This window comes from Woeseia oceani (genome assembly GCF_001677435.1).
In the GTDB taxonomy this organism is placed as follows: domain Bacteria; phylum Pseudomonadota; class Gammaproteobacteria; order Steroidobacterales; family Woeseiaceae; genus Woeseia; species Woeseia oceani.
On record NZ_CP016268.1, the window covers coordinates 1,831,054 to 1,855,242 of the forward strand.

A 24,189-nucleotide genomic window follows, 5' to 3' on the forward strand; every position below is an offset into this window, starting at 1 on the left:
TCATGGTTATGAACGTGAAGACGTTGAGCAAAGACGTGAGTCGCCGCCGATTCCTGGTGGGATCCGCGAATGCCGGTTTGGTTATGGGCCTTGGCGCATTGTTGCCGGGCTGCAGTCAGGAGCAAGCGGCCAGCGATCTTGCAGCAGGCGACATGACAAGGAGTTTTTCCCCCGCAGTCTGGTTCGAGATTGATGCGCACGGTGCCGTCGTCGTCAATATAGCGAAGGCAGAAATGGGGCAGCATGTCGGCACCGCACTGGCGCGTATTGTGGCCGACGAACTGGGCGCCGCCTGGGACAGCGTCAGCATCAAGCATGTGGACACGGATCCCAAGTGGGGCTTCATGGTGACGGGCGGATCGTGGTCGGTATTTACGAGCTGGGCCATGTTGTCTCAGGCCGGTGCCGCGGGCCGCACAGTGCTGGTTGATGCAGGCGCTGCGCTGCTGGGCGTTCCCGCGTCGGACTGCGTGGCACGAGGCGGCAAGGTAAGTGCCGGCAATCAATCGGTCAGCTTTGCCGAGATCGTACAAAAAGGGGACATCAGCCGAAGTTTCAGCGAGGAAGAGTTGGCAGCGATGCCCATCAAGCCGGCCGCCAAACGTGACCTTATTGGCAAGCCGGTGGCGGCTCTCGATATTCCGGCGAAGAGTGTCGGCGCGGCCACCTACGGACTCGATGTCGAGCTGCCAGGCATGGTTTACGCGCACCCGTTGATTCCGCCAACCCGTTACGGCAGTTCAATTCTTTCGATTGATGACAGGGCGGCGCTCGAGATCCCCGGCTATCAGCGGACGATTGAAATAAACGATCCCAGCAAGCTTATTCAAGGCTGGGCTCTGGTCATCGCAGACAGTTTTCCCAGTGCGATGAAAGCGGCCGCCGCAATCGTCGTCGACTGGACACCCGGACCGACGGCGAAGGTTAGCGAGAGCGACCTGATTGCCGAAGGCGAGCGCTTGGCGAATGACAAGAGCACGGGCGTGCTGGTTGTCGACGACGGTGACGTTGCCGCCGCCCGTGCAGCGGCAGCAAAAACCCATACGGGGATTTACCGGACGGCGACCGCGCTGCACTTCACGCTCGAACCACAGAATGCCCTGGTCGAATTCGATGCCGACGGCATTTGTCACGTGCATGCGGGCAATCAATGGCAATCATTGATATTGCCGCAACTGGCGGCCGCGCTGGAAATGCCGGAGTCCAGTATTGTCATTCACCAGTACTACCTGGGTGGCGGTTTTGGTCGACGCCTGTACGGCGATCAGATGATTCCGGCAGCCTTGGCTGCGCGCGCGCTCGGCAAGCCGGTCAAGCTTGTGTTTCAGCGCGAAGAGGACAGCCGTTTCGATTGCACGCGTTCGGCTTCCGTGCAGCAGTTCGACGCGTCATTCGATGCCGACGGCCAGTTGACCGGGGTCGAGCATGCGGCAGCAGCCGGTTGGCCAACCCTGTCAATGGCACCCGACTTTCTCGCTGATGGCGTCGATGGCAACGGCAAGTTCGATACGTTTTCAGTCAGTGGCGCGGATCACTGGTACAGCCTGCCGAGCCACAGGGTACGTGCGGTCAACAACGATCTCGCGCAGAAAACGTTTTTGCCCGGCTGGTTGCGCGCCGTAGGTCCCGGCTGGATAGGGTGGGGCGTCGAAAGTTTCATGGATGAGCTGGCCAACCTGGCCGGTGTAGACCCTGTTGAATTTCGTCTGGCGCGGCTGGATGCGGCCGGGAAAAATGCCGGTTCTGCACCGACGGCTGTTGGCGGCGCTGCGCGCCTCGCGGCCGCATTGCGCGACGTACGGGATCGCAGTGGCTGGGGACGCGAACTCCCGGCGGGCGAAGGTATGGGAGTTGCTGTCTGTCATGGGCAGGAGCGGAACATGCCTACGTGGGTAGCGTGTGTCGCTCATGTGGCTGTCGACCAGAGTAGCAAAAAAGTGACGGTCAAAAAGCTCTGGCAATCGATCGATTGCGGAACGGTTGTGCATCCGGATGGCGCGCTTGCGCAGGCACAAGGTGCGGCGTTGTGGGGAGTAAGTCTCGCGCTGCACGAAGGCGCGGCGTTCAAGGATGGCCAGGTTGCCGAGCGGAATCTGAATACGTACACGCCACTCCGAATGGCCGATGTTCCGGAGTTGGATATTCGTTTTATGGCAAGCAGCGAAATGCCTACCGGGCTGGGTGAACCGCCATTGATTCCGGTACCGCCGGCTATCGGCAACGCGATCTTTGCGGCGACCGGTACGCGCGCACGAAACCTGCCGATCCGTTTGTAGCTTGCAACGGTGCTGATGCGTACCTCGCCGGTCATCAACGACTGACGAGGTACGCCTCTTTAGGCCAGCCTAGAAGAGGTAACCCTGGCGCTTGGCCGCGCGGGAAAATGCGATCAGGTAGATACCGATCAGGACGATTGCTACTGGCAATACAAGGGCCGGCGCGCCGAGAACCGCAAATGCGTCGGTGAGTAACAGGGTTGCGGCAAGCTGTGCCAACACCGCCAGTAGTGACAGGACGAACAGTGGAATTGCCCATGTTCTGCGCAATAGCAGTGCAAGACTGGCGAGCGAGCCACTGAATACAGCAATGGCGTTCGCGCCAGTAACCAGGCCCGGCATGTTGCTCCGCAGATTGCGTTCAGCTTCGGTGAGCGTGTTCAGGGCTTCCGGGCTGGCGGTGACTTGCAGTAAGTAGGCGGCGACGCCCAGCAAGTTCCACAGCAGCGTCAGGCTGCTGACGATCCAGAATCCACGGGTGGGTTGCGCATAAATTCTGTCGTTCATTGAGCTTCCCCGGTGAGTTTTTGGGAGACGGCTTGGGCGCCGCTTGTCCTGAGTGTGCGCCGCGCCTGCCAGACACGCAAATCACAAGTTCGGTCGAAAAAGACCAGAAAAGCATGGATTGCTGCCGCTTTTGAAAGCTGTGACGCGTTTCACGCGAATGGTTCATTCGCAGACTAAAGATTGGCCGCACACGGCCGCTAACGACTTACGAGTGGGGCGCGCTGCATGGACCCGTCGGCGGCCGATTAGCTATCGGTATAACAAGAACTTACAGAGACGCAGAACACACATGACTGAGCAATTACAGAGCATAGGGCGCTACGAGATCATTCGTCCCATCGGCAGTGGTTCCCAAGGGGCCGTGCACCTGGCCCGGGACCCGGTGCTGGATCGCTTTGTCGCGATCAAAGTGCTTAACGGCAGCAGCTCTGAACTGAACAGTCTTAGTGACGATGGCACGCCGCTTGAAGCGCGCATTTCCAGCAAGCTGAAACACCCGAACATTGTGCCGATTTTTGATGCCGGGCAGCACAACGGTGATCCGTATCTTGTGTTCGAGTTCGTGGAAGGCACGACACTGGCCGAGCAACTGAAGACTCAGGGCAAGATGAGCATCGAAGACGCCGTGCCGGTTATTGCGGCTGTACTCAAAGCGTTGGCAGCGGCACATGAGTCGGAAATATTGCACCTTGACCTCAGCCCGCGAAACATTCTGATCGACAGTGACAAGGTTCCGCGAGTGATGGATTTCGGTCTGGCGCAGTACGTCAATTTCACGCATCAATCCAGCGAGACGGTAACCGGCACCTTGCGGTACATGGCGCCGGAACACTTTCTGAACAAACCACTGGGACCGTGGACCGACGTGTTTGCGTTGGGCGGTACCTTTTACCAGATGATCACCGGCGAATATGCGATGAAAGGCATGACGGTCGAACAAGTGCAGTTGCAGATCATCTCGGCCAATGTCGACTACGATCTGTTAAAGAGCATTCCTCACGGTGTGGAATTCATTCGCTTTCTCCAAGGAGCTTTGGAGCGCGACCGGGAAGGGCGCTACGCTGATTGCGGGGTAATGAGCGAGGCATTCGCCATTTTTCTGCAGGAGACGGGTCTGGGCGAACTGGCCGAGAATGCGGATACCAATCACAGCACTATCGAATTCCTGCTGCGGCGCATGCAGCGCAAGGCCGATTTCCCAACTGTATCGCGCACGCTTTCAGACATTAATCAGATGACCGGTGAAGACTCGCGGGTTTCAGCCGACAAACTGGCAAACGTGATTCTTCGCGATTTTGCGCTAACGAGTAAGTTGCTCAAGCTGGTGAATTCGGCCTTCTATGGGACGCGCGCGAATGAGATCACCAGCGTTTCTCAAGCCGTGGTATTCCTTGGCGTTGAGCAAATTCGGCTGACGGCGAACAGCCTGACTTTTTTTGGTCACCTCAAAGGTGATTCAGCGATCCTGAAGGATTCGTTGACCCGTTCATTCTTCAGCGGCCTTATTGCACGGCACCTCGCACAGCGGGCCAAACTGCCACGCGCGGAAGAAGCGTTTATCTGCGGAATGTGCCAAAACGTCGGCGAGAACCTTGTTATCTACTATTTTCCCGACGAATACGCTGATATCAAAGCGCTGCAAGAAGATAAAGGCCTGGGCAAGATGGCGGCTTCGCGTGGTGTACTGGGTGTCAGCTATGCCGAACTCGGTGCAGCAGTCGCGAAGATCTGGAATTTGCCGCGTTCGATTGTTGATTCGGTGCGCGGCTTGCCGCCGGGTGTGGTTGGCAAGCCAAAAGATGAGAGTGCGGCATTGCGTGACATCGCCGTATTCGCCAATGATCTATGTGAGCTATTTCAGTCGCGCAGCAGCGACGAAATGCGCCCCGAGATGTTGTTCCTGCTGAAGCAGTTCGAAGCGAGTATCCCACTTGAGACCGAGTATTGCGTGAAGCTGGTGGGTGCCGGTTATCAGAAACTGAAAGAGTACGCGCCGATTTTCGAAATCAACGTCGAGTCAAGCGACTACTGCCGGGCAGTGCACAACTGGCTGGAACAGCAGATGGAAATATCCGCGCGCATCGCGGCCGCGGGTGGCAGCTGAGGTCATTGCCTACTCGCGGCGGCCGTTCCAGGCCAGTCTTGTTGCCGCCAGTCTTAACCGGGCGCGATTGGCATCCGTTGGCTGCGGTTCGGATTCGCCGAAAATGGCGCGGACCCAGTGACCGTCAGTCGGGTTGGGTAACAGGATGAATTTGTCGCCCCAGTCGGCGCGATCCCGTTCCATCAACGCCATCCGTTCAGCCACATCCTTCACGTAGTAGTCGCGACGAAAATCGTTCAGGTTATCGCCCAGCATCAAGGCAATGTCGAAGCGCTGTTCGATTGATCTTCTTGCTGGCGTTTTGTCGGATGTTTCGCGAAAGACGTACAGGTGGTCGCTGTCAGCGTAAGGGAATTCAAGTTCCTGTAACTGCACCAGCGCATACTCGTAGGTGCGTTCGCCCTGGTCACGGTTCGTGACATAGAAGACTTCGACACCTTGTTGCTTGCAGTAAGCCAGGAAATCGAGCGCACCGGGTACGGCCGTCATCAGGTTTTCCGGCAGCCATTCATCCCAGATGGCGTCATCAAAAAAATCCTTGCCTTCGTTGACGAGGTAGCCCCAGTAACTGTTGGCATGCAGCACGGTGTTGTCGAGATCGGCGATTACCGCGAGCGGCCGATCGTCATCGTCGCGCTGGGCGAGCGCGATCTGCAAGCGCAGTCGCGCAAGGCTGTACGCCTGATAACACAGTGCCTGAAACTCTGCCGCAGTTTGTTGCCAGGCCAGCGCCCACAGGAGTGGGTTGCTGTCGTCGTTGTCGACGCTGGCAGCTAAGGCGGGTGCGGTACTGGCTGCGCCGCCGGCTGCGAGTATCAGCGCCAGTATGCGGCGGCGGTCGTGATCGGTCAGATCGATCATGCGAATTCCTCGTGCTGGGTTTGCAGGTTGCTTGATTGTAGCGGGTTACGAGGAGTGCTCTTACTCCTCCGGGTCAAAAATGGCTTCGATGGGTTGTTCAAACAGCCGTGCAATGCGAAACGCCAGCGGTAGCCCTGGGTCGTACTTGCCGGTTTCGATGGCATTGATGGTCTGTCGTGAGACTTCGAGTTGCTCGGCGAGCGTGGCTTGTGACCAATCACGCTCGGCGCGCAGGATTTTCAGTCGATTCTTCACTGGCCGTCCTTCATGCGGTTGCTGCGGCCCGGCCGGAACAGCGCTTGCCTCTGACAGACAGTGGCTGGCGGCGGAGTTTGCGGGTTGTTGTGGTGTGCATCCTGGTCTTTGCGAAGCGGTGAGGGGGGATGTCTAGCGATATCGCCAGGCACCGTAGATTTGCGCAGCTGACCAGATCAGGACGACCGGAGTAAACAGGTCCATGGTTTGCGGTGCCTGGTGGCCAGCGGATTCCAGCAGCGTGTGGCCCGTCGCGAGCAACAAATACGCGGCCAGGGCAACACCTGCAGCGTCCGTTTGAATTTTTCGCTGCAGCTCGTCGGTTTGCTGCAGGAATCGCCGGTAGGCGAACAGGGTGCCGATCCCCAGCAGACTGGGCGCGGCGAGCAGGAAGATGAACAGAGGGCGTGTCAGTTCTGTGTGCTCCCTGAGCAGGCTGTTTGCCATGGTAAAGCTAATTGCCCAGACGAGGCATGTAGCCATGAAAGTGTACTGGTTACGGCGATCCTTGGCGCTGCCGAAGCTGTAGAAGAAGGGCTGTCTGGGTTCGTCAGTAGAGGAATTGTTGCTCACGATCTGCTCTGCTGTTGTAAAGATTACTTGTCATACCGGCACTGTATAGAGTGCTTGTCTAAAAGTAAAGTAAGCTTGTCATTCTGTGTTCCTGTGAACGACAGGCAAAAAGGACTGGCAAGCCCGGGATAACTGTATATACTCACAGCTACTGTCTATTTATACAGGATACCTACGATGGACCAGTTGACTCCCCGCCAGAAACAGATTCTTGAGATGATTCAAGACTTTATAGCCGAATTTGGTATGCCGCCGACGCGTGCCGAGATCGCCCGGGAGCTGGGTTTTAAATCGGTTAACGCGGCTGAGGACCACCTTCGTGCCCTGCAGAGGAAGGGGGTGCTGGATCTGTTGCCCGGTGCTTCGCGCGGTATTCAGCTCAAGGACTCCCTGCGCGATCAGCTGGGTTTGCCGCTGGTTGGGCGGGTTGCGGCGGGTAGCCCGATTCTTGCCGAGGAGCACATCGAAACGCATTACCGTATCGACCCTGCGCTGTTTCGGCCGAAGCCGCATTACCTGCTGCGGGTATACGGCATGAGTATGAAGAACGCGGGCATTCTGGACGGCGATCTCGTTGCCGTGCACCGCACGCCGGAAGTGCGCAGCCGGCAGATCGTGGTCGCCCGCATCGATGATGAGGTCACGGTGAAACGCTACCGGCAGGATGGCAAGGTGGTTTGGCTGCTGCCGGAGAACGAAGAGTTTGAACCTATCCAGGTCAATCTGGATGTGCAGGCGATGGTTATCGAAGGCGTCGTGGTCGGGGTCATTCGCGATGGCCTGTTGCTGCACTGACTGAACCTGAACGCCAACGCCCGGTATGAGCGATGCACTCGACAAACTGTTGCAAAGCCCGCGCCTGTGGCGAGGGCGGGCACAGGGCAGCGCCTGGCAGGGACTCGCCACAGGGTACCCACGCTTTGACGAGCACCTGCCAGGCGGTGGCTGGCCGCAGCATGCGCTGACCGAAATCCTGCTGGAGCAGTACGGCAGTGGTGAACTGAAACTGCTGATGCCGGCGCTGGCGCGTCTCAGCCAGGAGGCCGCTGGCTGGCTGAGCTGGATCGCACCGCCGTTTCAGCCGTACCCGCCCGCCTTGCAGCAATGGGGCATCAACCTGTCGCGGGTGCTGATCGTGAAACCACGGGCAGACACCGAGGCGTTATGGGCGGCTGAGCAGGCTTTAAGTTGCGGTAATTGCGCCGCGGTCCTGTTGTGGTCTGAGCGTTTTGACAGCACGGCGAGTCGTCGTCTGCAACTTGCCGCCGAACAGGGCAAGAGCTGGGTTATTGCCTTTCGTTCCCTGCGCGCGCGGCGGGAGCACTCGGCGGCCGCCTTGCGCATAGAGCTGCGGCAGGGCGATGGCGGCACGGATATCCACATTCTGAAAAGCCGTGGCGGGCGCCCGGCGGCGGTGCCGGGTGTCATTCACAATTATGCCGATCTGCCGGGGCATTAAGCCGTGGCGGTTGCCGGTAAAAAGCCCGCCCTGTTGCGGGACGCGGACCCGACGCCCGCTGTAACGCGCGCGCCGGAGCAACAGTCTTTACTGCCGGAGGAGCCGCCGCTACCGCCGCCACAACGTCAGCCACTGCGGCGCACGAGACCTGACGAACAACTCTGGCTGTGCCTGTATTTACCGCGTTTGCCACTGGAGTCATCGAACGTTGCCGATGACCTGCCTCTGTACGCGGTCTTTGAAGAACGGCAGGGCATACGGCAGATTCTGCAGGCCAGTGCAGCTGCTCTGGCTGCGGGCGTGCATCCGGGCCTGTCCGTAGATGCGGCACTGGCGCTGCTACCCGGCCTGCAACTCGAAGAACGCGATGCCGTTCGCGAGCAGCAGTTGTTGCAGGAGCTGGCGGCCTGGGCTGAACGCTACACGTCGTTTGTTGTGGTTGAAGCGCCATCGCTGCTGTTACTGGAACTGAAAGCCAGCCTGCGGCTTTTTGCCGGTTTGAAGCGCCTGCGCAGCGAGATCGTGAAGGCCCTCGAGGCGCAGGGTTACAGCGCCTTACCGGCCATTGCACCAACGCCACTGGCGGCCACCTGGCTGGCGCGGGCGGGCAGTCGGCGTTGCATTATCGCCAGTGACAAGCTGACCAGAGCAGTGAGTGTGCTGCCGTTGTCCTGCCTGGCATGGCCGGCGAAACTGACCGCCTCTTTGCAGGGCATGGGCCTGTCCCAGGTCGGCGATTTGCTGCGTTTGCCGCGCGCCGGTTTCAGTCAGCGCTTCGGCGCCCAGCGTTTGCTGGAACTCGACCGGGCACTCGGTCGGCTGCCGGACCCGCGCCCGCATTTTCGGGCACCGCAACCGTTCGTGGCCGATTGCGATCTTGATGGCGAGCACAGTGATCGCGCCTGGTTGCTGAACACGTGTGAGCAGCTGCTGCAGAAACTTGAACGATTCCTGCTGACGCGACAGTTGGCAAGCCGTCGCCTGCATTTCCGTTTCTACCATTTGCAGCACGCGGCCACCGCTCTGACGCTTGGCAGCGCCAGGGCGGAGCGCAGCAGTGCACTCTGGCTACAGTTGCTGAGCATCCGTTTTGAACAGACTGAATTACCTGCGCCGGTTATTGCCATTCGTTTACAGGCAGCGGACGGGCAGCCACTCACGGCGACCAGTGCATCCCTGGGTTTCAGCTCAGGCCCCGCTGACGAGGTACCCATTGATCACCTTATCGAACGCCTGGCGGCGCGTATGGGCAACCAGGCGGTGCACGGCATCGATACGGTGGCCGAACACCGGCCGGACCACGCCTGGCGCCGGCAACGGCTCATGGACTGCGTGCCACGTTGTGCAGCGCCGGCACCGGCACCGCTGTTACGGCGGCGGCCCTTGTGGATGCTGGAATTGCCGGAAGCCTTGTCTCTGCAGCACGGTCAACCCTGTTACCAGGGACCGCTTCAGCTTGAACACGGACCGGAACGGATTGAAAGCGGCTGGTGGGACGGTGCCAGTATTGCTCGCGATTACTACGTGGCAAGCAGTCCGGCGGGTAGCTGCCTGTGGATCTTTCAGGATCGCAAGGGAGGTGGCTGGTATGTGCACGGGTTTTTCGGCTGATGAGGGCTTACGCAGAACTGCACACGCTCAGCAACTTCAGTTTTCTGCGCGGTGCTTCGCACCCCGAGGAACTGGTCGCGACGGCGGCCGAACTCGGTTACGAAGCACTGGCGATTACGGATGAGTGTTCTGTCTCCGGGGTAGTGCGGGCGCACACGGCGGCAAAAAAGCACGGTCTGAAGAAGCTGCTTATCGGCGCGGAGTTTCGCCTGGCCTGTGGCCTGCAGCTTGTTGCTTTGGCCGCGAGTCGTGCGGGTTACGCCGCGCTATGCGGCTTGATCAGCCGCGGCCGCAGGGCTGCTGATAAAGGTCATTATCACTTAAGTGCGGGCGATTTCGCTGATGGCCTGCCGGGCTGTCTGTTGCTTTGGTTGCCGGACAAAAGCCTGTCACTCGCCCGTGAAGATCAGTGGATTTGTACGCGTTTCGCCGGACGACTGTGGATTGCCGTGGAACTGCTGGCCGACGGTCTGGACCGGGAACGTTTGCTTGGTCTGCAGGAACTGGGTGGGCAGCTGGGTCTGCCGCTCGTCGCCAGTGGTGATGTCCATATGCATTGCCGCGCGCGCCGCGCTCTGCAAGACACACTAACGGCCATTCGTGAAGGTGTAACGGTGGCGACGGCAGGCTTTTCCCTGCACGCCAACGGGGAGCGTTACCTGCGGCCGATCAATGTATTGCAGCGAATCTACCCGGCTGCATTGCTGGCAGAGAGTGTGCGCATCGCCGAGCGCATTGATTTCTCACTGGATGAACTGCGCTACGAATACCCGAAAGAGCTGGTGCCGGACAACGAAACACCGGCCAGTTATTTGCGCAAGTTGACCGAAGCCGGCATGCGCAGGCGCTGGCCGGCCGGCACGCCGGCAAAGGTAGCGGCTATTGTCGAACACGAACTGGATCTGATTCGCGACCTCAATTACGAAACCTATTTCCTGACGGTGCACGACATCGTCGCGTTCGCGCGTTCGCAGCACATACTTTGTCAGGGGCGTGGTTCGGCCGCGAACTCGGCTGTGTGTTTTTGCCTGGGTATTACGGAGGTAGATCCGGATCGCATGGTGATGCTGGTCGAGCGCTTTATCTCCAAAGAGCGCAATGAACCGCCCGATATTGATGTCGATTTCGAACACGAACGCCGTGAAGAGGTTATTCAGTACATCTACAGAAAATACGGCCGCGAACGTGCGGCACTGGCGGCTACCGTTATTACCTACCGGGCACGCAGCGCGTTACGCGATATCGGCAAGGTGCTCGGTCTGTCCGGTTTGCAGCTCGACAGGTTGGCGCGCTCGATGCAGTGGTGGGATGGCAACGAGGTTGATGACAGCCGCGTACGTGAAGCGGGTCTTGATCCCGAAAGCCCGGTGATCCGGCGATTGCTGTGGTTGACGCGGCAGTTACTCGGTTTCCCCCGGCACCTGTCACAGCATGTCGGTGGTTTCGTTATTGCGAACGGCCCCTTGTCTGAACTGGTGCCGGTTGAAAACGCCTCAATGCCGGACCGTACCGTGATCCAGTGGGAGAAGAATGACCTGGAAGAACTTGGCCTGTTGAAGGTTGACGTGCTGGGCCTCGGGATGCTGACGGCTATCCGCCGCAGCTTTGACCTGATCCACAAATTCGATGGGCGGCGCTACACACTCGCCAGTGTCCCGGCGGAAGACCCGCTCGTTTATGACATGGTATGCGCTGGCGACACGATGGGTGTATTCCAGATCGAGTCCCGCGCGCAGATGGCGATGTTGCCGCGGCTCCGCCCGCGCAGTTATTACGACCTCGTCATCGAAGTGGCAATCATTCGTCCGGGACCGATTCAGGGCGACATGGTGCATCCCTATTTGCGGCGCAGAAACGGCGAAGAAGCGGTTGATTACCCGAGTGAAGAGGTCCGCGGTGTACTGGAGCGCACGCTCGGGGTGCCGATTTTTCAGGAGCAGGTCATGCAGCTTGCCGTGGTTGCCGCTGGATTTACGCCGGGCGAAGCCGATCAGCTGCGTCGTGCCATGGCGGCGTGGAAACGGCGTGGAGGTCTCGGCCCGTTCGAAGACAAGTTAATCGACGGCATGCGTGCACGCGGTTACCAGGAGAGTTTTGCGAGGCAGCTTTTCCAGCAGATTCTGGGTTTTGGCGAATACGGTTTTCCCGAGTCGCATGCCGCAAGTTTCGCGTTGCTGGTGTACGTTTCCTGCTGGTTGAAATGCCATGAACCGGCAGCGTTTTGCTGTGCCTTGCTGAACAGTCAGCCGATGGGTTTCTACTCCGCATCGCAGTTAATTCAGGACGTACGCCGCCATGGTGTCGAAGTCCGGCCTGTGGATGTGAATAGCAGCGATTGGGATTGTACCCTCGAGTGCGCAAGTAACGGTCAGGCCGCATTGCGTTTGGGTTTGCGACAGGTCAAAGGTCTGCCAGAGGCAGCTGGACGGCGGCTTGCACAAGAGCGGTCGGTTGCTGCTTTTCGTAGTGTGCAGGACATGGCAGGCCGGCTGGGTTTGCAACGCAATGAGCTCGGCGCGTTGGCTGCTGCGGGTGCGCTTGCCGTGCTGGATGGTCATCGCCACCGCGCGCGCTGGACGGTTGCCGGGATCGAGGCCGCAACACCGTTGTTCGCTGACCTGCAACGCTATGAGCCGGCGGTGATGCTCAAGAAACCCACGGAAGGGCAGGACCTGGTGGCCGACTACCAAAGCCTTGGGCTCACTTTGGGCCGACACCCGTTGGCTTTGCTACGACAGCGCTTGGCGGAAACGCGCTATCTCATGTCCAGCGATCTCGCCGGTATACCGAGCGGTCGGCATGTTCGTGTTGCAGGCCTGGTTATTACCAAACAACGGCCCGGTACGGCCGGCGGTGTTACGTTTGTTACCCTGGAAGATGAGTCAGGTTATACGAACCTGATTGTGTGGAAGAAAACAGCCGAACGACAGCGACAGGTGCTGTTGAATGCGCGTTTGATGGGCGTGGAAGGCGAGTTGCAGATTGAGGGTAAAGTGATTCACATTATCGCCCGCCGGTTGATTGATCACAGCGAGTTGCTCGGCGATTTGACAGTGACATCGCGGGATTTCCGCTGATCGAAACGTAACCGTTGTCAGTCGTCGCCGTACAGGTCGAAGGAGTAGGTGTCGTCAAGGTTGCGACTTTCCTGAATCTCTTCAAGTCGGCGACGAATCTCTTTCTTGCGCATGACATCGTCGGCGCCGGTTTTCTCCATTTCCGCCATCAGCTTTTCGACGTTCACTTCCATGGAGACATCCAGGTCATCATCGTCGTCCGAGCTGTCACTCGACATTACTACCGTTTCAGTGCCGTCAAACTCCTCACTGTCGTCGCCGTCATCGGCGTCAACGTCAGGGTTATTGGCCTCATCGTTTTCCAAGTCGCTGTTGCGTTTCTTTCCCGGCATGGATTCGCCCCTCAACTCTAATCCACTTCATCAGCTACCAAGCATTTAAGACGCTCACTAGCTGTATACCCGGATTGCGGGAGTCGCGCAAGATCGTGTTCGGCAGTTCTGGGGGAAGTGCTGCAATACCCGCTGGCTGGCAGTTCAGAAGCGGAGTTCCGGTCGCTCAGGAGGCAATCAGATTGTTGATTTCAAAGATCGGCAGCAGAATCGCAAGCACGATGAGCAAGACAACGAGCGCCATGATGATGACCATCAAGGGCTGCATGATCCCCAGCAGGGCGGCGATGAGGCCGTCGACTTCCCGTTCCTGATTATTCGCGGCCCGGCCGAGCATTTCTTCCAGCCGACCACCGGCTTCACCGCTGGCAATAAGGTGGGTCATCATCGGCGGGAACACGCGGCTTGCAGCCAGTGACTTGCTGATCATGGCGCCTTCACGAATGCGCAGACTGGCTTCTTCAACGGCTTCCCGCATTGGTATGTTGACGACGACCTGAGAGGCGATACGCAGGGAATCGAGTATCGGTACGCCGCTGCCAGCAAGTATGCTCAGCGTTTGCGTGAAACGCGCGGTGTTTATGCCACGAGTGAGCCGGCTGATAATCGGCAGACGCAACAGGACTCGGTGATAGCGCCGTTTCGGACCTTCTTGTTGCAGTAGCTTGCTGATCCCAAAAACTGTTGCAACCACGCCGACTATCAACGCGAACCAGTGGTCCCGCAGGAAGTCGCTGGTCGCGATCATGATCCTGGTCAGTAGCGGTAATTGCTGGTCGTAGCTTTCAAATACATAGACGACCTTAGGCACCACGTAGGCGAGCATAAAACTAATGATGGCCACCGCAGTGACAAATAATGCGATGGGATAAATGAGCGCATTGCGGACCTGCTGTTGCAACACCTGGCGAGACTCAGTGAACTCAGCCAGCCGTTCAAGCACGGCATCCAGATGACCGGACTGTTCTCCCGCCGATACGGTCGCGCGGTACAACTCGGGAAATGCCTGTGGGAAATCACTGAGACCGTCCGCCAGCGTATGTCCTTCCATGACACGCGAGCGTACGCCGAGCAGGATGCTTTTGATGCGCGGTGTTTCACTCTGTTGACTGACTGCCAGCAACGCCTCTTCCAGCGGTAAACCGGATTGCGCCAGCGTGGCAAGTTGGCGGGTAAGTAATGCAAGGTCCGGTGCCGAGATGCCGCGACGTATCCCGGGAGTGCGGGTCTTCTTGTCTTCCTTGGAGGCGATCTCCGTGACTTTGACCGGCAGCAGTTGCCGATCACGGAGCAGTTGCCGGACATGTTTAGGCGTGTCGCCTTCCAGAAGTCCCTTGGACTCCTTGCCGGCTTTGTCGATAGCGACGAACTCAAATGCACCCATTGTCCTGATCCGCTACCGCTAGTCGGCGCGAGTGACGCGCAGAACTTCTTCCAGCGTCGTCTCGCCATCCAGTACTCGCCGGCGACCGTCGTCGCGAATACTGGGTGTCATGGTGCGTGCATGCTTTTCCAGTTGTTGTTCGCTTGCGCCATCGTGAATCATGGTGCGCATGACATCATCAACGCCAATGACTTCATAAATACCGGTACGGCCGTGATATCCCGCGCTGCCTTCAACACCTGGCCGGTACAGAGTCGGTGGCTCTGCGGGATCGAAGTTCAGCGTCGCGCATTCGTATTCACGGGCCGTATACGGCGTCTTGGTTTTCGGGTCCAGCACGCGGACCAGGCGTTGCGCGATAACGCCGATGAGGCTGGATGAAAGCAGAAACGGTTCAACCCCCATGTCACGCAGGCGCGTAACAGCGCCGACCGCGGTGTTGGTGTGCAATGTGGACAAGACCAGGTGTCCGGTGAGGCTCGCCTGAACGGCAATCTCCGCTGTTTCCAGATCGCGGATCTCGCCAACCATGACCACGTCCGGGTCCTGGCGCAAGATCGCGCGCAGGCCTCTGGCGAAGGTCATGTCCACTTTGGTATTGACCTGTGATTGGCCTATACCATCAATGAAATATTCGATCGGGTCCTCAACCGTCATGATATTGCGGCTGTTGTCATTAATGCGTTCGAGAGCCGCGTACAGTGTGGTGGTCTTACCGGAACCGGTCGGGCCGGTAACAAGAATAATGCCGTGAGGTTTGTGAATCAGATCGTCCATCAGGTTCAGCGATTCGCTGGCCATGCCGAGTGACTTCAGGTTCAGGCGACCGGCCTGTTTGTCCAGCAATCGCAGCACCACCCGTTCACCGTGCCCGGATGGCATGGTGGACACGCGCACGTCCACCGCACGTCCCGCTATACGTAACGAAATGCGGCCGTCCTGCGGCAAACGTTTCTCGGCGATATCGAGTTTCGACATGACCTTGATGCGGGATACGACCAGCGGCGCGAGTGCGCGGCGGGTTTGCAAAATTTCCTGCAATACACCATCGACGCGGAAGCGCACTCCAAGCCGGTTCTCATAAGGCTCGATGTGCACGTCCGAGGCGTTTTCTTTTACTGCTTCAGTAAGGACGGCATTGATGAACCGGATTATCGGCGCGTCATCGTCGCTCTCCAGCAAGTCCGACGGCTCCGGCAGTTCCTGTGCAACCCGCAGCAGATCCGTATGGTCATCGAGATCGCCGACCATCTGCATCGCCTTGTGACTGCCTTGTTCATAGGTCTGTTGCAGCAGGGTATCGAATGCGGCGGGCGATACTCGCGTCAGGCTAAGCTTTTTACCGGCAAACCGGCGAGCTTCAGCGATGCTGGTCGGTGAGGCGCCCGTGCGGTAGGCGGCTTTCAAGGTATCGCCTTCGTCGGACTGGATCAGGACGCCGTGTCGCTTCGCAAAAGAGAAGGGCAGTATCTTGAGGTCGCCAACTTGCGGCAGGACCGGTTCAACCGCCGGCGCGATGTCCTCTTCCAGAAACAGTTCCGGTCTTTCTTCCATCGTTCGTTATCAGTCTTGCGAATCGTTGTCAGACGATTCGTCGACCGGTACTGGTCGGTCGTAGCTTTCGAGAGGCGGGATTACTGGACGGTCAACGCCACGCATCTGCGGCACGTTGCCGCCGCCAGACTGAATGCTCCGGATGTAGTTGTACTTGGCGTCTGTTTCGATGGCGGTCTGGGTGCTGTCGCGCAGAATTTTCGGGCGGATAAAGACCATCAGGTTGGTTTTGACCTTGGTCACGCTGCGGTTGCGGAACAGCGCACCAAGAACCGGCAAGCGCCCGAGTACGGGTACACGCTGCGTGTTTTCTCGCAAGCTGTCTTCGATGAGCCCGCCGAGCACCAGAATGCCACCGTCTTCGACGATGACGGTGGTTTCTATAATTCGTTCGTTAGTGACCAGATCGGCTGCGCCGGCTGTTGCGGTTTCACTGAGGCTGGAAATTTCCTGAGATATTTTCAGCAGGACGGCGCTGCCTTCATTGATTTGCGGCGTGATTGTCAGCTTGACGCCGATCTGTTCACGTTGAATGGTCTGGAACGGATTGACGCTGCCGCCGCTGCCTGTGCCGGTATTCGTGAAGGAACCGGTCAGGAAAGGCACTTCTTTACCGACATTGATGGTGGCTTCTTCGTTGTCGGTCGTGACGATGGTCGGTGTAGAAATGATATTGGTGTCGGCGTCGCCTTCAAGCGCATTCAGTATGGCGGCGAAACTGGTGCCGCTATCACTGATGCGGCCAACGCCCGTTGTAATGCCTTCGCCGATAATACCGTCGGCGCTGGTTGGTGTTTCTCCACCAAGCAGTCCCGCCAGATTGATGATGTTGCTGCCGGCGTTGGAAAAGCGTGTGGCGCCGACGATGCTGTTGCTGCCACTGCCATCGATGGCCCAGGTGACCCCAAGTTCCGACGCCTTGTCTGCTGTTACTTCGACAATAATGGCTTCCACCAGCACCTGGGCGCGGCGGATATCCAGGCGATCAACGATTTGCATCAGCGAGCGCATCATCTTGGGCGGTGCGTTCATGATCAACGCATTGGTTTGCGCATCGGCCCACACGCTGACTTCCGACGAGCCGGCCGCGCCAGCCTGCGCTGTGCCACTCGCCGCCACCTGTTGCGCAAAATGCTGTTGCAGCTTGCCGGAGAGTTCTTCGGCATCCGCGTAGCGCAAATAGCGCACCTGGGTATCGCCGCCGTCTTCAAGCGGTGTGTCGAGGTGCGCAATCAGCGCGCGCAAGCGGAGTCGTTCGCTGCGATCACCGCCGATCAAAACGCTGTTTGTGCGGGCGTCGGCAACCAGGCTGGTGGTCACGGGCATGCCGTCCGTACGCGGCGTTTGGGTCAGTGTCGTGAGCACCCGGACGATCTCAGAGGCGGATGCGTGAGACAAAGACACGACTTCTATGTCTTCGTCGTTGGACTGGTCAATACGCCGAATGATGTTGATCATTCGGGCCACGTTGCCGGCCCGATCTGAAATAATAAGCATGTTCGAGCCGGGGTGAGCGGCAAGGTGGCCGTACTGCGGAATCAGTGGACGCAGGATGGGGACCAACTGCGCAGCACCCACATTCTGCACCTGAATCACCTGCGTCACTATGTCATCGGCACCGGCACCTTCACCGGACAGGAAACCGGGGTATTGGCGAGCGCTGGCGTTCGGCAATATCTTGATGAGGCCTTCAGACGGTATGGCGACGTAGCCATGCACTTCCAGGATCGAAAGAAAGGCTTCGTAAAAGGCCGCCGGCGACATGGGAGTCGCGGAGAGCATGGTTACTTTGGCATCGACCCGCGGATCAATCAGGAAGTTTTTGCCCGTTACTTCGCCAACCGCTTCGACAATTTGTCGCAGGTCAGCGTCTTTGTAATTGGGCGTGATGGTCGGCTGCTGGGCGCGAGCGGCGGGGAGGACACTCAGCGCCAGTAATAGCAGACCTATCGCCCGCAATCCCTGCGCCAACGTTGTTGTGCTGACTTTATTCAAACTGGTCCCTATTGATTGTCGAGTTGTAGCTGATTGGTATTCAGTACCAGCGTTTGCGGCTGGCCATTGCGTTCAACAGTGACTGAAACCTGTTCAGCGGTACCCAAATTCTGAAATATTTGCATGGCTTGTTGCGGATCCGTCAGAGCAGCGCCGTCGATATCTTTGATCAGGTCACCCGGTCTCAGGCCAAGGGCGGCAAACTGCCGCCGGTCGCGGCCAGGGTACACACGATAGCCCTGTTGCTGGCCATTGACGAAATACGGTGTTGGACGGATGACGTCAGCCAGCTTGGTAACGTTCTGTGCAACGATATTCTGAATGCTGTCTGAGGCGTCTTCAGTGACCGCTGCGCGGTTAACCGCCGAGACGTTGCGGCGACTGCGTGGCGTACTTTCAGGAAACTCTTTGGGCAACTTCAGAACTTCAAGTGCGCCGCTGCGGCTGAGAACGACGCGGTCGGTATAAACGGCATGCAAGGTCGCACCGGGCGCCACCGTATCGCGAATACTGTAGATTTTCTCGTCGTTGCGGTTGTCGGCGATGATGGCGATGGAATTGGCGCTGTCAGCGGCGGCAATGGTGCCTTTCAGAATGAGACTGAGGTTGGTTTCGGCCAGGTCTTCAACAGGTTGTGTCTCAACCTGCTGGACTGGCGCCTGCTCCGCGTTCGCTTCGCCGAACAGGTGGCTTGCCGCGATAAGCTGAACGTCCGCAGACTGGGCGCTTCTGGCGCTGTTAACGGCTGCCGTGGCTGGGGCCGTTATCGGGTCGCCTGCGGCCGGGGCGGGCACCAGTAGCCATGTCAGGCGGGCCAATTGCCAGCCAAATACGATGATCAGGACCAATGTGAGCCAACGCGGCAACTCCCGCGATACCATCGCCAACAGGCGTTCGCTGTCTAAGTTGCTGAAATCCGACCACTTTGCGTTCAATGTCATAACCGGTATCGGTGCCTCGGGGCGCTGTGTTCCAGAAGGTGGGGTGCGTTTGCCTCCCGGATATAAACGCAGCTGGGTGATGATACGGTTTAAAACCAGCCGCTAACAAGTCCGCGTCCAAAAAAACCTATATGGGGCAAGTATCTATCGCCATTTGTTGAGGCCATTGTAAGAAGCTGGGCCTCGCCGGTGGCAGGTGACCAATGCCAAATAATGCGAACCAGGGTTTAAGTACGCGGGGAACGGCCCATATATAATGCAGTCAGATTGCCGGGTCATGAAAAACGACCCGGGCAGCCAATTAATCACTCAACAATGAAGTCCGCACGATATGTCTACCGAGAACAACGATCCTTCACCGCAGCACGACGATGACCTGGCTGTAGAAGAGTCGCGGCCAGAGGTCAAGCAGCCACCGTTGTACCGTGTCTTGCTGCTGAATGATGACTATACACCGATGCAATTCGTTGTTGGTGTTCTGGAGTCGGTATTCAGGATGGAACGGACGGCGGCGACACGGGTCATGTTAGAAGTACACACAAAAGGTCAGGGTGTTTGCGGTGTCTTTACTTACGAAATTGCCGAGACCAAAGTTGCGCAGGTAACGAGCATTGCGCAGCAGCAGCAGCATCCTTTGTTGTGTACGATGGAAGAGGTTTGATTTTTTCCGAGCTTGGGCGCTCGAACTGAACGGGTAAAACACAATGCTTAGCAGTGAACTGGAGTTCTGCCTCAACGAAGCGTTTCAAAACGCGCGTGACAAGCGGCACGAATTCATGACCGTCGAACATTTGCTTCTGGCATTGCTCGATATTCCGCGTGTGCACGAGATTCTTAAAGCATGCGATTCCAACATCACCGATTTACGTCGGCAATTGACGGATTTTATCGATGAAGCGACGCCACGCATGGATGGCGACGATGAGAATGACGTGCAACCCACACTGGGTTTCCAGCGGGTGCTGCAACGCGCAGTTTTCCACGTGCAGTCGAGCGGTAAGAAAGAAGTAACTGGCAGTAACGTTCTGGTTGCCATTTTCAGCGAAAAACAGTCGCAGGCTGTGTACTTTCTTGCATTGCAGAATATCTCCCGACTGGACGTGGTTAATTACATCTCGCACGGCATGCCGAGCGTCCCAGGCGAGGGCAGCGCTGATCAGCAAGAAGCACCGTCTGTCGACGGTGAGGCGGAATCGGAATCCAGCGCCCTGGACAAGTACGCCACCAATCTCAATCAGCGGGCAATTGATGGCAAGATCGACCCATTGATCGGCCGCGACCTTGAGATCGAGCGGACCGTGCAGATTCTGTGCCGCCGGCGCAAAAACAACCCGCTTTACGTGGGCGATGCCGGCGTAGGCAAGACGGCGTTGGCGGAAGGCCTGGCGCGGATGATCACGGAAGAGCGTGTCCCCGAAATTCTGCGAGACAGCACGATTTATGCGCTGGATCTGGGCACGTTGATTGCCGGCACCAAATACCGCGGTGACTTTGAGAAGAGACTGAAAGCGGTACTGTCCGAGATCAAGCAGGACCCGGGTGCAATACTCTTTATCGATGAAATTCACACAGTGATTGGCGCGGGCGCTGCTTCTGGCGGTGTCATGGACGCGTCCAACCTGATCAAACCCGTGCTCGCGAACGGCGAACTTCGTTGCATCGGTTCGACCACCTATGCCGAGTACCGCGGGATCTTTGAAAAGGACCACGCATTGGCCCGGCGTTTTCAAAAAATCGATGTGCCGGAACCGAGCATCGAAGAAACGGTTGCGATTCTGCACGGTCTGAAATCGCGCTTCGAAGAACATCACGGTGTGAACTACCAGGATTCCGCGTTGCGCGTGGCCGCTGAGCTGGCCGCGAAACACATTAACGACCGTCAGTTGCCGGACAAAGCCATCGATGTGATTGATGAAGCAGGCGCGCATTTGCGCTTGCAGCCGGAAGAAAGCCGCGAGAGCGAAGTGACGGTCACGCTGGTCGAAAATATTGTGGCCAAAATGGCGCGAATTCCCGCGAAGAGCGTATCGGCGTCTGACAAGGATGCCTTGCGTACGCTGGAGCGGGATTTGAAATTGTCGATCTTTGGTCAGGACCAGGCCATCGACGCACTCAGCTCGGCGATCAAAATGTCGCGCTCGGGTCTGGGTGAAGAGGAAAAGCCGATCGGTTCCTTCCTGTTCGCCGGCCCGACGGGCGTCGGCAAGACCGAGGTTACTCGCCAACTGGCGATGATACTGGGCGTCGAACTCATCCGTTTCGACATGTCCGAGTACATGGAGCGGCACACGGTTTCGCGTCTTATCGGCGCGCCGCCAGGCTACGTCGGTTTTGATCAGGGTGGCTTGCTGACCGAGGCGGTCAACAAGAACCCGCACGCGGTTGTGTTGCTGGACGAAATTGAAAAGGCGCACCCGGAGGTTTTCAATCTGCTCCTGCAGGTAATGGATCACGGTACGTTGACCGATAACAACGGACGCAAAGCGGATTTCCGCAATGTCGTGCTGGTCATGACAACCAATGCCGGCGCGCAGGAAATGAGCAGGCGTGCCATGGGCTTTGCGCCGCAGGATCATTCATCCGATGGTTCGGAGATCATCAGCAAGGCCTTCAGTCCCGAGTTTCGCAACCGGCTGGATGCCATCATCCAGTTTGCTGCGCTTGATGCCCGTTCGATCAATCGGGTGGTCGACAAGCTGGTCGTCGAACTGGAAGCGAAACTGGGCGCAAACAACGTAACCCTGGAACTGGACGATGCGGCGCGGGCCTGGATTGCCGAGCGCGGTTATGACCCGAAAATGGGTGCGCGACCAATGGCGCGGGTTATCCAGGAACACATAAAACGGCCATTGGCCGAAGAGCTCTTGTTTGGCTCATTGGCGGACGGAGGCCATGTGCGGGTAGCCGTCGATGCGGACAAACTGGTCTTGAAAGCTGAGCCGGCACGGCGCGAACTGGAGCATCTGCCGGAAGCGGATACTTGAGTGGCGTAAGGTAAGGGGGCGCAGACTCAGGGGGCCTGCTGATTAAGAGCTCGGCGAATGCCGGGCTCTATTACTATCGGCCGCGGTAGACGATCCGGCCTTTGCTAAGGTCGTACGGGGTCAATTCCACGGTCACTTTGTCGCCGGTCAGAATGCGGATGTAGTTTTTTCGCATCTTGCCGGAAATGTGCGCGGTTACGATGTGGCCGTTCTGCAGCTCAACACGAAAAGTCGTATTGGGCAGCGTCTCGGTCACAACGCCTTCCATCTGAAGTGCTTCTTCCTTCGCCAAGTTCTGTGTCTCTGGTAATTCGGGCTCGCGCATTGTGCAGAAACGTCGCCGCCATTGCAATGCGGCATCTGCGGCGTTTTCAGGGCGAAATCAGATCGGTAGCGGCAATCGGGGTGTTTGGCAGGGCATCCAGGGCGGTGCGTGGCTCACAGGCAACATCCAGCAGGGCGCGAAACTCCCGGCGGGCCACGGTCTCGGCTCCCAGGGTGAGCAGGTGTCTGGAAACAACCTGACAGTCGATAACGGCGAAAGCCCGGCGTTCCAGTTCACGGCAAAGCGTGAGCATGGCAACTTTGGACGCATTGCTTTCCCGGCTAAACATCGATTCGCCGAAAAATACCCGCCCGATCGCCAGGCCGTAGATACCGCCAACCAATGCAGCGCCGTTCCAAACCTCAACGGAATGCGCCCAGCCCATGTCGTGCAACGCCTGATAAGCAAGTGCCATGTCCTCGGTGATCCAGGTGCCGCGCTGACCCATGCGTTGGCCGGCGCAACCGGCCACAACGTCCGCAAACGCGGAATTGAAGCGAATCTCGAAGGGGCAGGTTTGCAGCCAGCGGCGAAATCGGCGGGCTACGTGGTAATTGCCGGGCCGCAGGATGCAACGAGGGTCGGGGGACCACCAGAGAATCGGCTGCTGTTCGTCGTACCAGGGGAAAATACCGTGGCGGTAAGCGTAAAGAATTCGCTCGCCAGACAGGTCGCCGCCGGCCGCCAACAAGCCATCGGGTTCTTTGCACGCGCTTTCAATATCGGGGAATGCATCAACCGGATCATCCGCAGCGAGCCAGCGGATACCTGGAGCGCCGCGTTCGCTCACGGTGCTTCCTGGTCGGGTGAGCGACGGTAGGGGCTGTGCGCTTCGACGTCGTCAATGTAATTGTCGACGTGGGCCTGTTCCTGTTTCAGGTACTGGCCGACGGCGGCAAAAAACTCGTCGTGAGCCAGCCAGTGTGCCGACCAGGTATTGGTGGGCAAAAAGCCGCGGCTGACCTTGTGTTCGCCTTGCGTACCCGGTTCGAAACTTTGCAAGCCGTGTTCAATGCAGTAGTCGATGCCCTGGTAGTAACAAGTCTCGAAATGCAGTGCATCGTGCTGCCCGTCGCTGCCCCAATAGCGACCGTACAAAGTATCCGTGCTAACGAAGAAGACGGCCGCGGCGATGTGCTGCTCTTGCCGTTGTGCGAGTATGACCATGATATTGGCAGGCAGGCTGGCCGCTACCCGCATGAAAAAATCGAGATTGTAATAGGGCATACCGCCACGGTTCAGAAACGTACGACTGATCAATTCGTACACAGTTGCCCAAAGTTCTGCCGACATTTCATTGCCGTGCAGGCGTTGAAAGTAAATTCCCTGTTCGCTGACGGCGCGCCGGTCGCGGCGAACTTTCTTGCGTTTGCGGGAGCTGAATTGTGCGAGGAACTCATCGAAGCTCTGATAGTTGCGATTGCGCCAGTGAAACTGACAGTCTTTCCTCAGCTTCAAGCCGGCTTGTTGCAAGACCGGTAGTTCGTCCTCATGCGGAAATTGCACATGCAACGATGAGGCACCACGTTCTTTCGCGAGTGCGATCGCCCGGTCCAGCAAAGCCCGTGGCGCGGTATCAGCGAGATCCGCCTGGCAAAGCAATCGTGGACTGCCCGCTGGCGTAAACGGTACCGCGGAAACGAGTTTCGGGTAATAGTCGAGACCAGCCTGGCTGTAGGCACGCGCCCACGCCCAATCAAACACAAACTCGCCAAAGGAGTGCATTTTCTCGTACAGCGGCATGGCGGCGAGCAGCTGGCCTTCATCGTCGCGCATGAGCAGGTGGCAAGGCTGCCAGCCCGTGGCGGGCGAGACGCATGCCGTTTCTTCTGCGGCGACCAGGAACGCGTGACGCAGGAACGGGTAGTCGTGACGGTTCAGTCGGTCCCATGCCGCAGCATCAACGTCCTGTAGTCGCGCGACAATCTCGATCGGCATTATTGGACCTTCC

Annotated in this window: 20 protein-coding genes; 8 read left to right on the forward strand and 12 right to left on the reverse strand. The window is 58.2% G+C overall.

Annotation, left to right across the window (positions count from 1 at the left end; translation table 11 throughout):
• Positions 1 to 2 precede the first annotated feature (2 nt).
• Positions 3 to 2,276 (forward strand): xanthine dehydrogenase family protein molybdopterin-binding subunit, encoded by a 2,274-nt coding sequence (locus BA177_RS08120; protein WP_068615246.1) that lies wholly within the window; start codon positions 3 to 5, stop codon positions 2,274 to 2,276.
• Positions 2,277 to 2,345: 69 nt separating this feature from the next.
• Here BA177_RS08120 and BA177_RS08125 read toward each other — a convergent pair whose 3' ends face one another.
• Positions 2,346 to 2,783: a hypothetical protein gene (locus BA177_RS08125; RefSeq protein WP_068615249.1), complete on the reverse strand. Its 438-nt coding sequence runs from the start codon at positions 2,781 to 2,783 to the stop codon at positions 2,346 to 2,348.
• Between the two features lie 289 nt (positions 2,784 to 3,072).
• On the opposite strand from BA177_RS08125, the gene BA177_RS08130 reads away from it, so the two are divergent.
• Positions 3,073 to 4,887: a protein kinase domain-containing protein gene (locus tag BA177_RS08130; protein ID WP_068615251.1), complete on the forward strand. Its 1,815-nt coding sequence runs from the start codon at positions 3,073 to 3,075 to the stop codon at positions 4,885 to 4,887.
• Positions 4,888 to 4,896: 9 nt separating this feature from the next.
• Here BA177_RS08130 and BA177_RS08135 read toward each other — a convergent pair whose 3' ends face one another.
• From BA177_RS08135 to BA177_RS08145, 3 genes are all read right to left on the reverse strand, one after another.
• Positions 4,897 to 5,748, reverse strand: coding sequence for a 5'-nucleotidase, lipoprotein e(P4) family (locus tag BA177_RS08135; RefSeq protein WP_068615254.1), 852 nt, complete (start codon positions 5,746 to 5,748; stop codon positions 4,897 to 4,899).
• Between the two features lie 60 nt (positions 5,749 to 5,808).
• Complete coding sequence (locus BA177_RS08140) at positions 5,809 to 6,003, reverse strand: helix-turn-helix transcriptional regulator (protein ID WP_068615257.1); 195 nt, start codon at positions 6,001 to 6,003, stop codon at positions 5,809 to 5,811.
• A 132-nt stretch (positions 6,004 to 6,135) separates the two neighbouring features.
• Positions 6,136 to 6,576 (reverse strand): hypothetical protein, encoded by a 441-nt coding sequence (locus BA177_RS08145; protein WP_156762744.1) that lies wholly within the window; start codon positions 6,574 to 6,576, stop codon positions 6,136 to 6,138.
• Between the two features lie 177 nt (positions 6,577 to 6,753).
• Here BA177_RS08145 and lexA point away from each other — a divergent pair, with 177 nt between their 5' ends.
• From lexA to BA177_RS08165, 4 genes are read left to right on the forward strand one after another with little or no spacing between them, the layout of a single operon-like run.
• Positions 6,754 to 7,371 carry a transcriptional repressor LexA gene (lexA, locus tag BA177_RS08150; RefSeq protein WP_068615263.1) on the forward strand — a complete coding sequence of 206 codons (618 nt, stop codon included), beginning with the start codon at positions 6,754 to 6,756 and terminating at the stop codon, positions 7,369 to 7,371.
• A 25-nt stretch (positions 7,372 to 7,396) separates the two neighbouring features.
• Complete coding sequence (gene imuA / locus BA177_RS08155) at positions 7,397 to 8,035, forward strand: translesion DNA synthesis-associated protein ImuA (RefSeq protein ID WP_068615266.1); 639 nt, start codon at positions 7,397 to 7,399, stop codon at positions 8,033 to 8,035.
• Between the two features lie 3 nt (positions 8,036 to 8,038).
• Positions 8,039 to 9,646, forward strand: a complete 1,608-nt coding sequence (locus BA177_RS08160; RefSeq protein WP_068615270.1) for a Y-family DNA polymerase — start codon at positions 8,039 to 8,041, stop codon at positions 9,644 to 9,646.
• A complete protein-coding gene (locus BA177_RS08165; RefSeq protein ID WP_068615273.1) occupies positions 9,646 to 12,723 on the forward strand; it encodes an error-prone DNA polymerase in 3,078 nt (1,025 codons plus the stop codon). The genes BA177_RS08160 and BA177_RS08165 overlap by 1 nt, the downstream gene beginning before the upstream one ends.
• Positions 12,724 to 12,740: 17 nt before the next feature.
• Here the strand turns inward: BA177_RS08165 and BA177_RS08170 are convergent, their stop codons facing one another.
• The 5 genes from BA177_RS08170 to gspC all read right to left on the reverse strand — a co-directional run bounded on the left by BA177_RS08170 (position 12,741) and on the right by gspC (position 18,929).
• Positions 12,741 to 13,055, reverse strand: coding sequence for a hypothetical protein (locus BA177_RS08170; RefSeq protein WP_068615276.1), 315 nt, complete (start codon positions 13,053 to 13,055; stop codon positions 12,741 to 12,743).
• A 166-nt stretch (positions 13,056 to 13,221) separates the two neighbouring features.
• A complete protein-coding gene (gspF, locus tag BA177_RS08175) occupies positions 13,222 to 14,439 on the reverse strand; it encodes a type II secretion system inner membrane protein GspF (RefSeq protein WP_068615278.1) in 1,218 nt (405 codons plus the stop codon).
• 18 nt (positions 14,440 to 14,457) lie between these two features.
• Positions 14,458 to 15,993, reverse strand: coding sequence for a type II secretion system ATPase GspE (gene gspE, locus BA177_RS08180; protein ID WP_068615281.1), 1,536 nt, complete (start codon positions 15,991 to 15,993; stop codon positions 14,458 to 14,460).
• A 9-nt stretch (positions 15,994 to 16,002) separates the two neighbouring features.
• Complete coding sequence (gspD, locus tag BA177_RS08185) at positions 16,003 to 17,988, reverse strand: type II secretion system secretin GspD (protein WP_197493386.1); 1,986 nt, start codon at positions 17,986 to 17,988, stop codon at positions 16,003 to 16,005.
• 8 nt (positions 17,989 to 17,996) lie between these two features.
• Positions 17,997 to 18,929: a type II secretion system protein GspC gene (gene gspC / locus BA177_RS08190; protein WP_068615286.1), complete on the reverse strand. Its 933-nt coding sequence runs from the start codon at positions 18,927 to 18,929 to the stop codon at positions 17,997 to 17,999.
• Between the two features lie 331 nt (positions 18,930 to 19,260).
• Between gspC and clpS the strand changes: the two genes are divergently transcribed.
• Positions 19,261 to 19,590, forward strand: coding sequence for an ATP-dependent Clp protease adapter ClpS (gene clpS, locus BA177_RS08195; protein WP_068615289.1), 330 nt, complete (start codon positions 19,261 to 19,263; stop codon positions 19,588 to 19,590).
• A gap of 43 nt (positions 19,591 to 19,633) precedes the next feature.
• Entirely contained in the window at positions 19,634 to 21,913 is a 2,280-nt protein-coding gene (clpA, locus tag BA177_RS08200; RefSeq protein ID WP_068615292.1) for an ATP-dependent Clp protease ATP-binding subunit ClpA, read from the forward strand.
• Positions 21,914 to 21,986: 73 nt separating this feature from the next.
• Here clpA and infA read toward each other — a convergent pair whose 3' ends face one another.
• The 3 genes from infA to BA177_RS08215 form a co-directional block, all read right to left on the reverse strand.
• Entirely contained in the window at positions 21,987 to 22,205 is a 219-nt protein-coding gene (gene infA / locus BA177_RS08205) for a translation initiation factor IF-1 (protein ID WP_068619099.1), read from the reverse strand.
• Positions 22,206 to 22,284: 79 nt separating this feature from the next.
• Positions 22,285 to 23,028, reverse strand: a complete 744-nt coding sequence (gene aat / locus BA177_RS08210; protein ID WP_231892507.1) for a leucyl/phenylalanyl-tRNA--protein transferase — start codon at positions 23,026 to 23,028, stop codon at positions 22,285 to 22,287.
• A complete protein-coding gene (locus BA177_RS08215; RefSeq protein WP_068615295.1) occupies positions 23,025 to 24,176 on the reverse strand; it encodes a GNAT family N-acetyltransferase in 1,152 nt (383 codons plus the stop codon). The genes aat and BA177_RS08215 overlap by 4 nt, the downstream gene beginning before the upstream one ends.
• Between the last annotated feature and the right edge of the window lie 13 nt (positions 24,177 to 24,189).

Bases quoted from the DNA above. Each gene is read 5' to 3' on its own strand.
- BA177_RS08120 (WP_068615246.1), top strand. From the start codon at position 3: ATGGTTATGAACGTGAAGACGTTGAGCAAAGACGTGAGTCGCCGCCGA.
- BA177_RS08125 (WP_068615249.1), bottom strand. From the start codon at position 2,783: ATGAACGACAGAATTTATGCGCAACCCACCCGTGGATTCTGGATCGTC.
- BA177_RS08130 (WP_068615251.1), top strand. From the start codon at position 3,073: ATGACTGAGCAATTACAGAGCATAGGGCGCTACGAGATCATTCGTCCC.
- BA177_RS08135 (WP_068615254.1), bottom strand. From the start codon at position 5,748: ATGATCGATCTGACCGATCACGACCGCCGCCGCATACTGGCGCTGATA.
- lexA (WP_068615263.1), top strand. From the start codon at position 6,754: ATGGACCAGTTGACTCCCCGCCAGAAACAGATTCTTGAGATGATTCAA.
- imuA (WP_068615266.1), top strand. From the start codon at position 7,397: ATGAGCGATGCACTCGACAAACTGTTGCAAAGCCCGCGCCTGTGGCGA.
- BA177_RS08165 (WP_068615273.1), top strand. From the start codon at position 9,646: ATGAGGGCTTACGCAGAACTGCACACGCTCAGCAACTTCAGTTTTCTG.
- BA177_RS08170 (WP_068615276.1), bottom strand. From the start codon at position 13,055: ATGCCGGGAAAGAAACGCAACAGCGACTTGGAAAACGATGAGGCCAAT.
- gspF (WP_068615278.1), bottom strand. From the start codon at position 14,439: ATGGGTGCATTTGAGTTCGTCGCTATCGACAAAGCCGGCAAGGAGTCC.
- gspE (WP_068615281.1), bottom strand. From the start codon at position 15,993: ATGGAAGAAAGACCGGAACTGTTTCTGGAAGAGGACATCGCGCCGGCG.
- gspC (WP_068615286.1), bottom strand. From the start codon at position 18,929: ATGACATTGAACGCAAAGTGGTCGGATTTCAGCAACTTAGACAGCGAA.
- clpS (WP_068615289.1), top strand. From the start codon at position 19,261: ATGTCTACCGAGAACAACGATCCTTCACCGCAGCACGACGATGACCTG.
- clpA (WP_068615292.1), top strand. From the start codon at position 19,634: ATGCTTAGCAGTGAACTGGAGTTCTGCCTCAACGAAGCGTTTCAAAAC.
- BA177_RS08215 (WP_068615295.1), bottom strand. From the start codon at position 24,176: ATGCCGATCGAGATTGTCGCGCGACTACAGGACGTTGATGCTGCGGCA.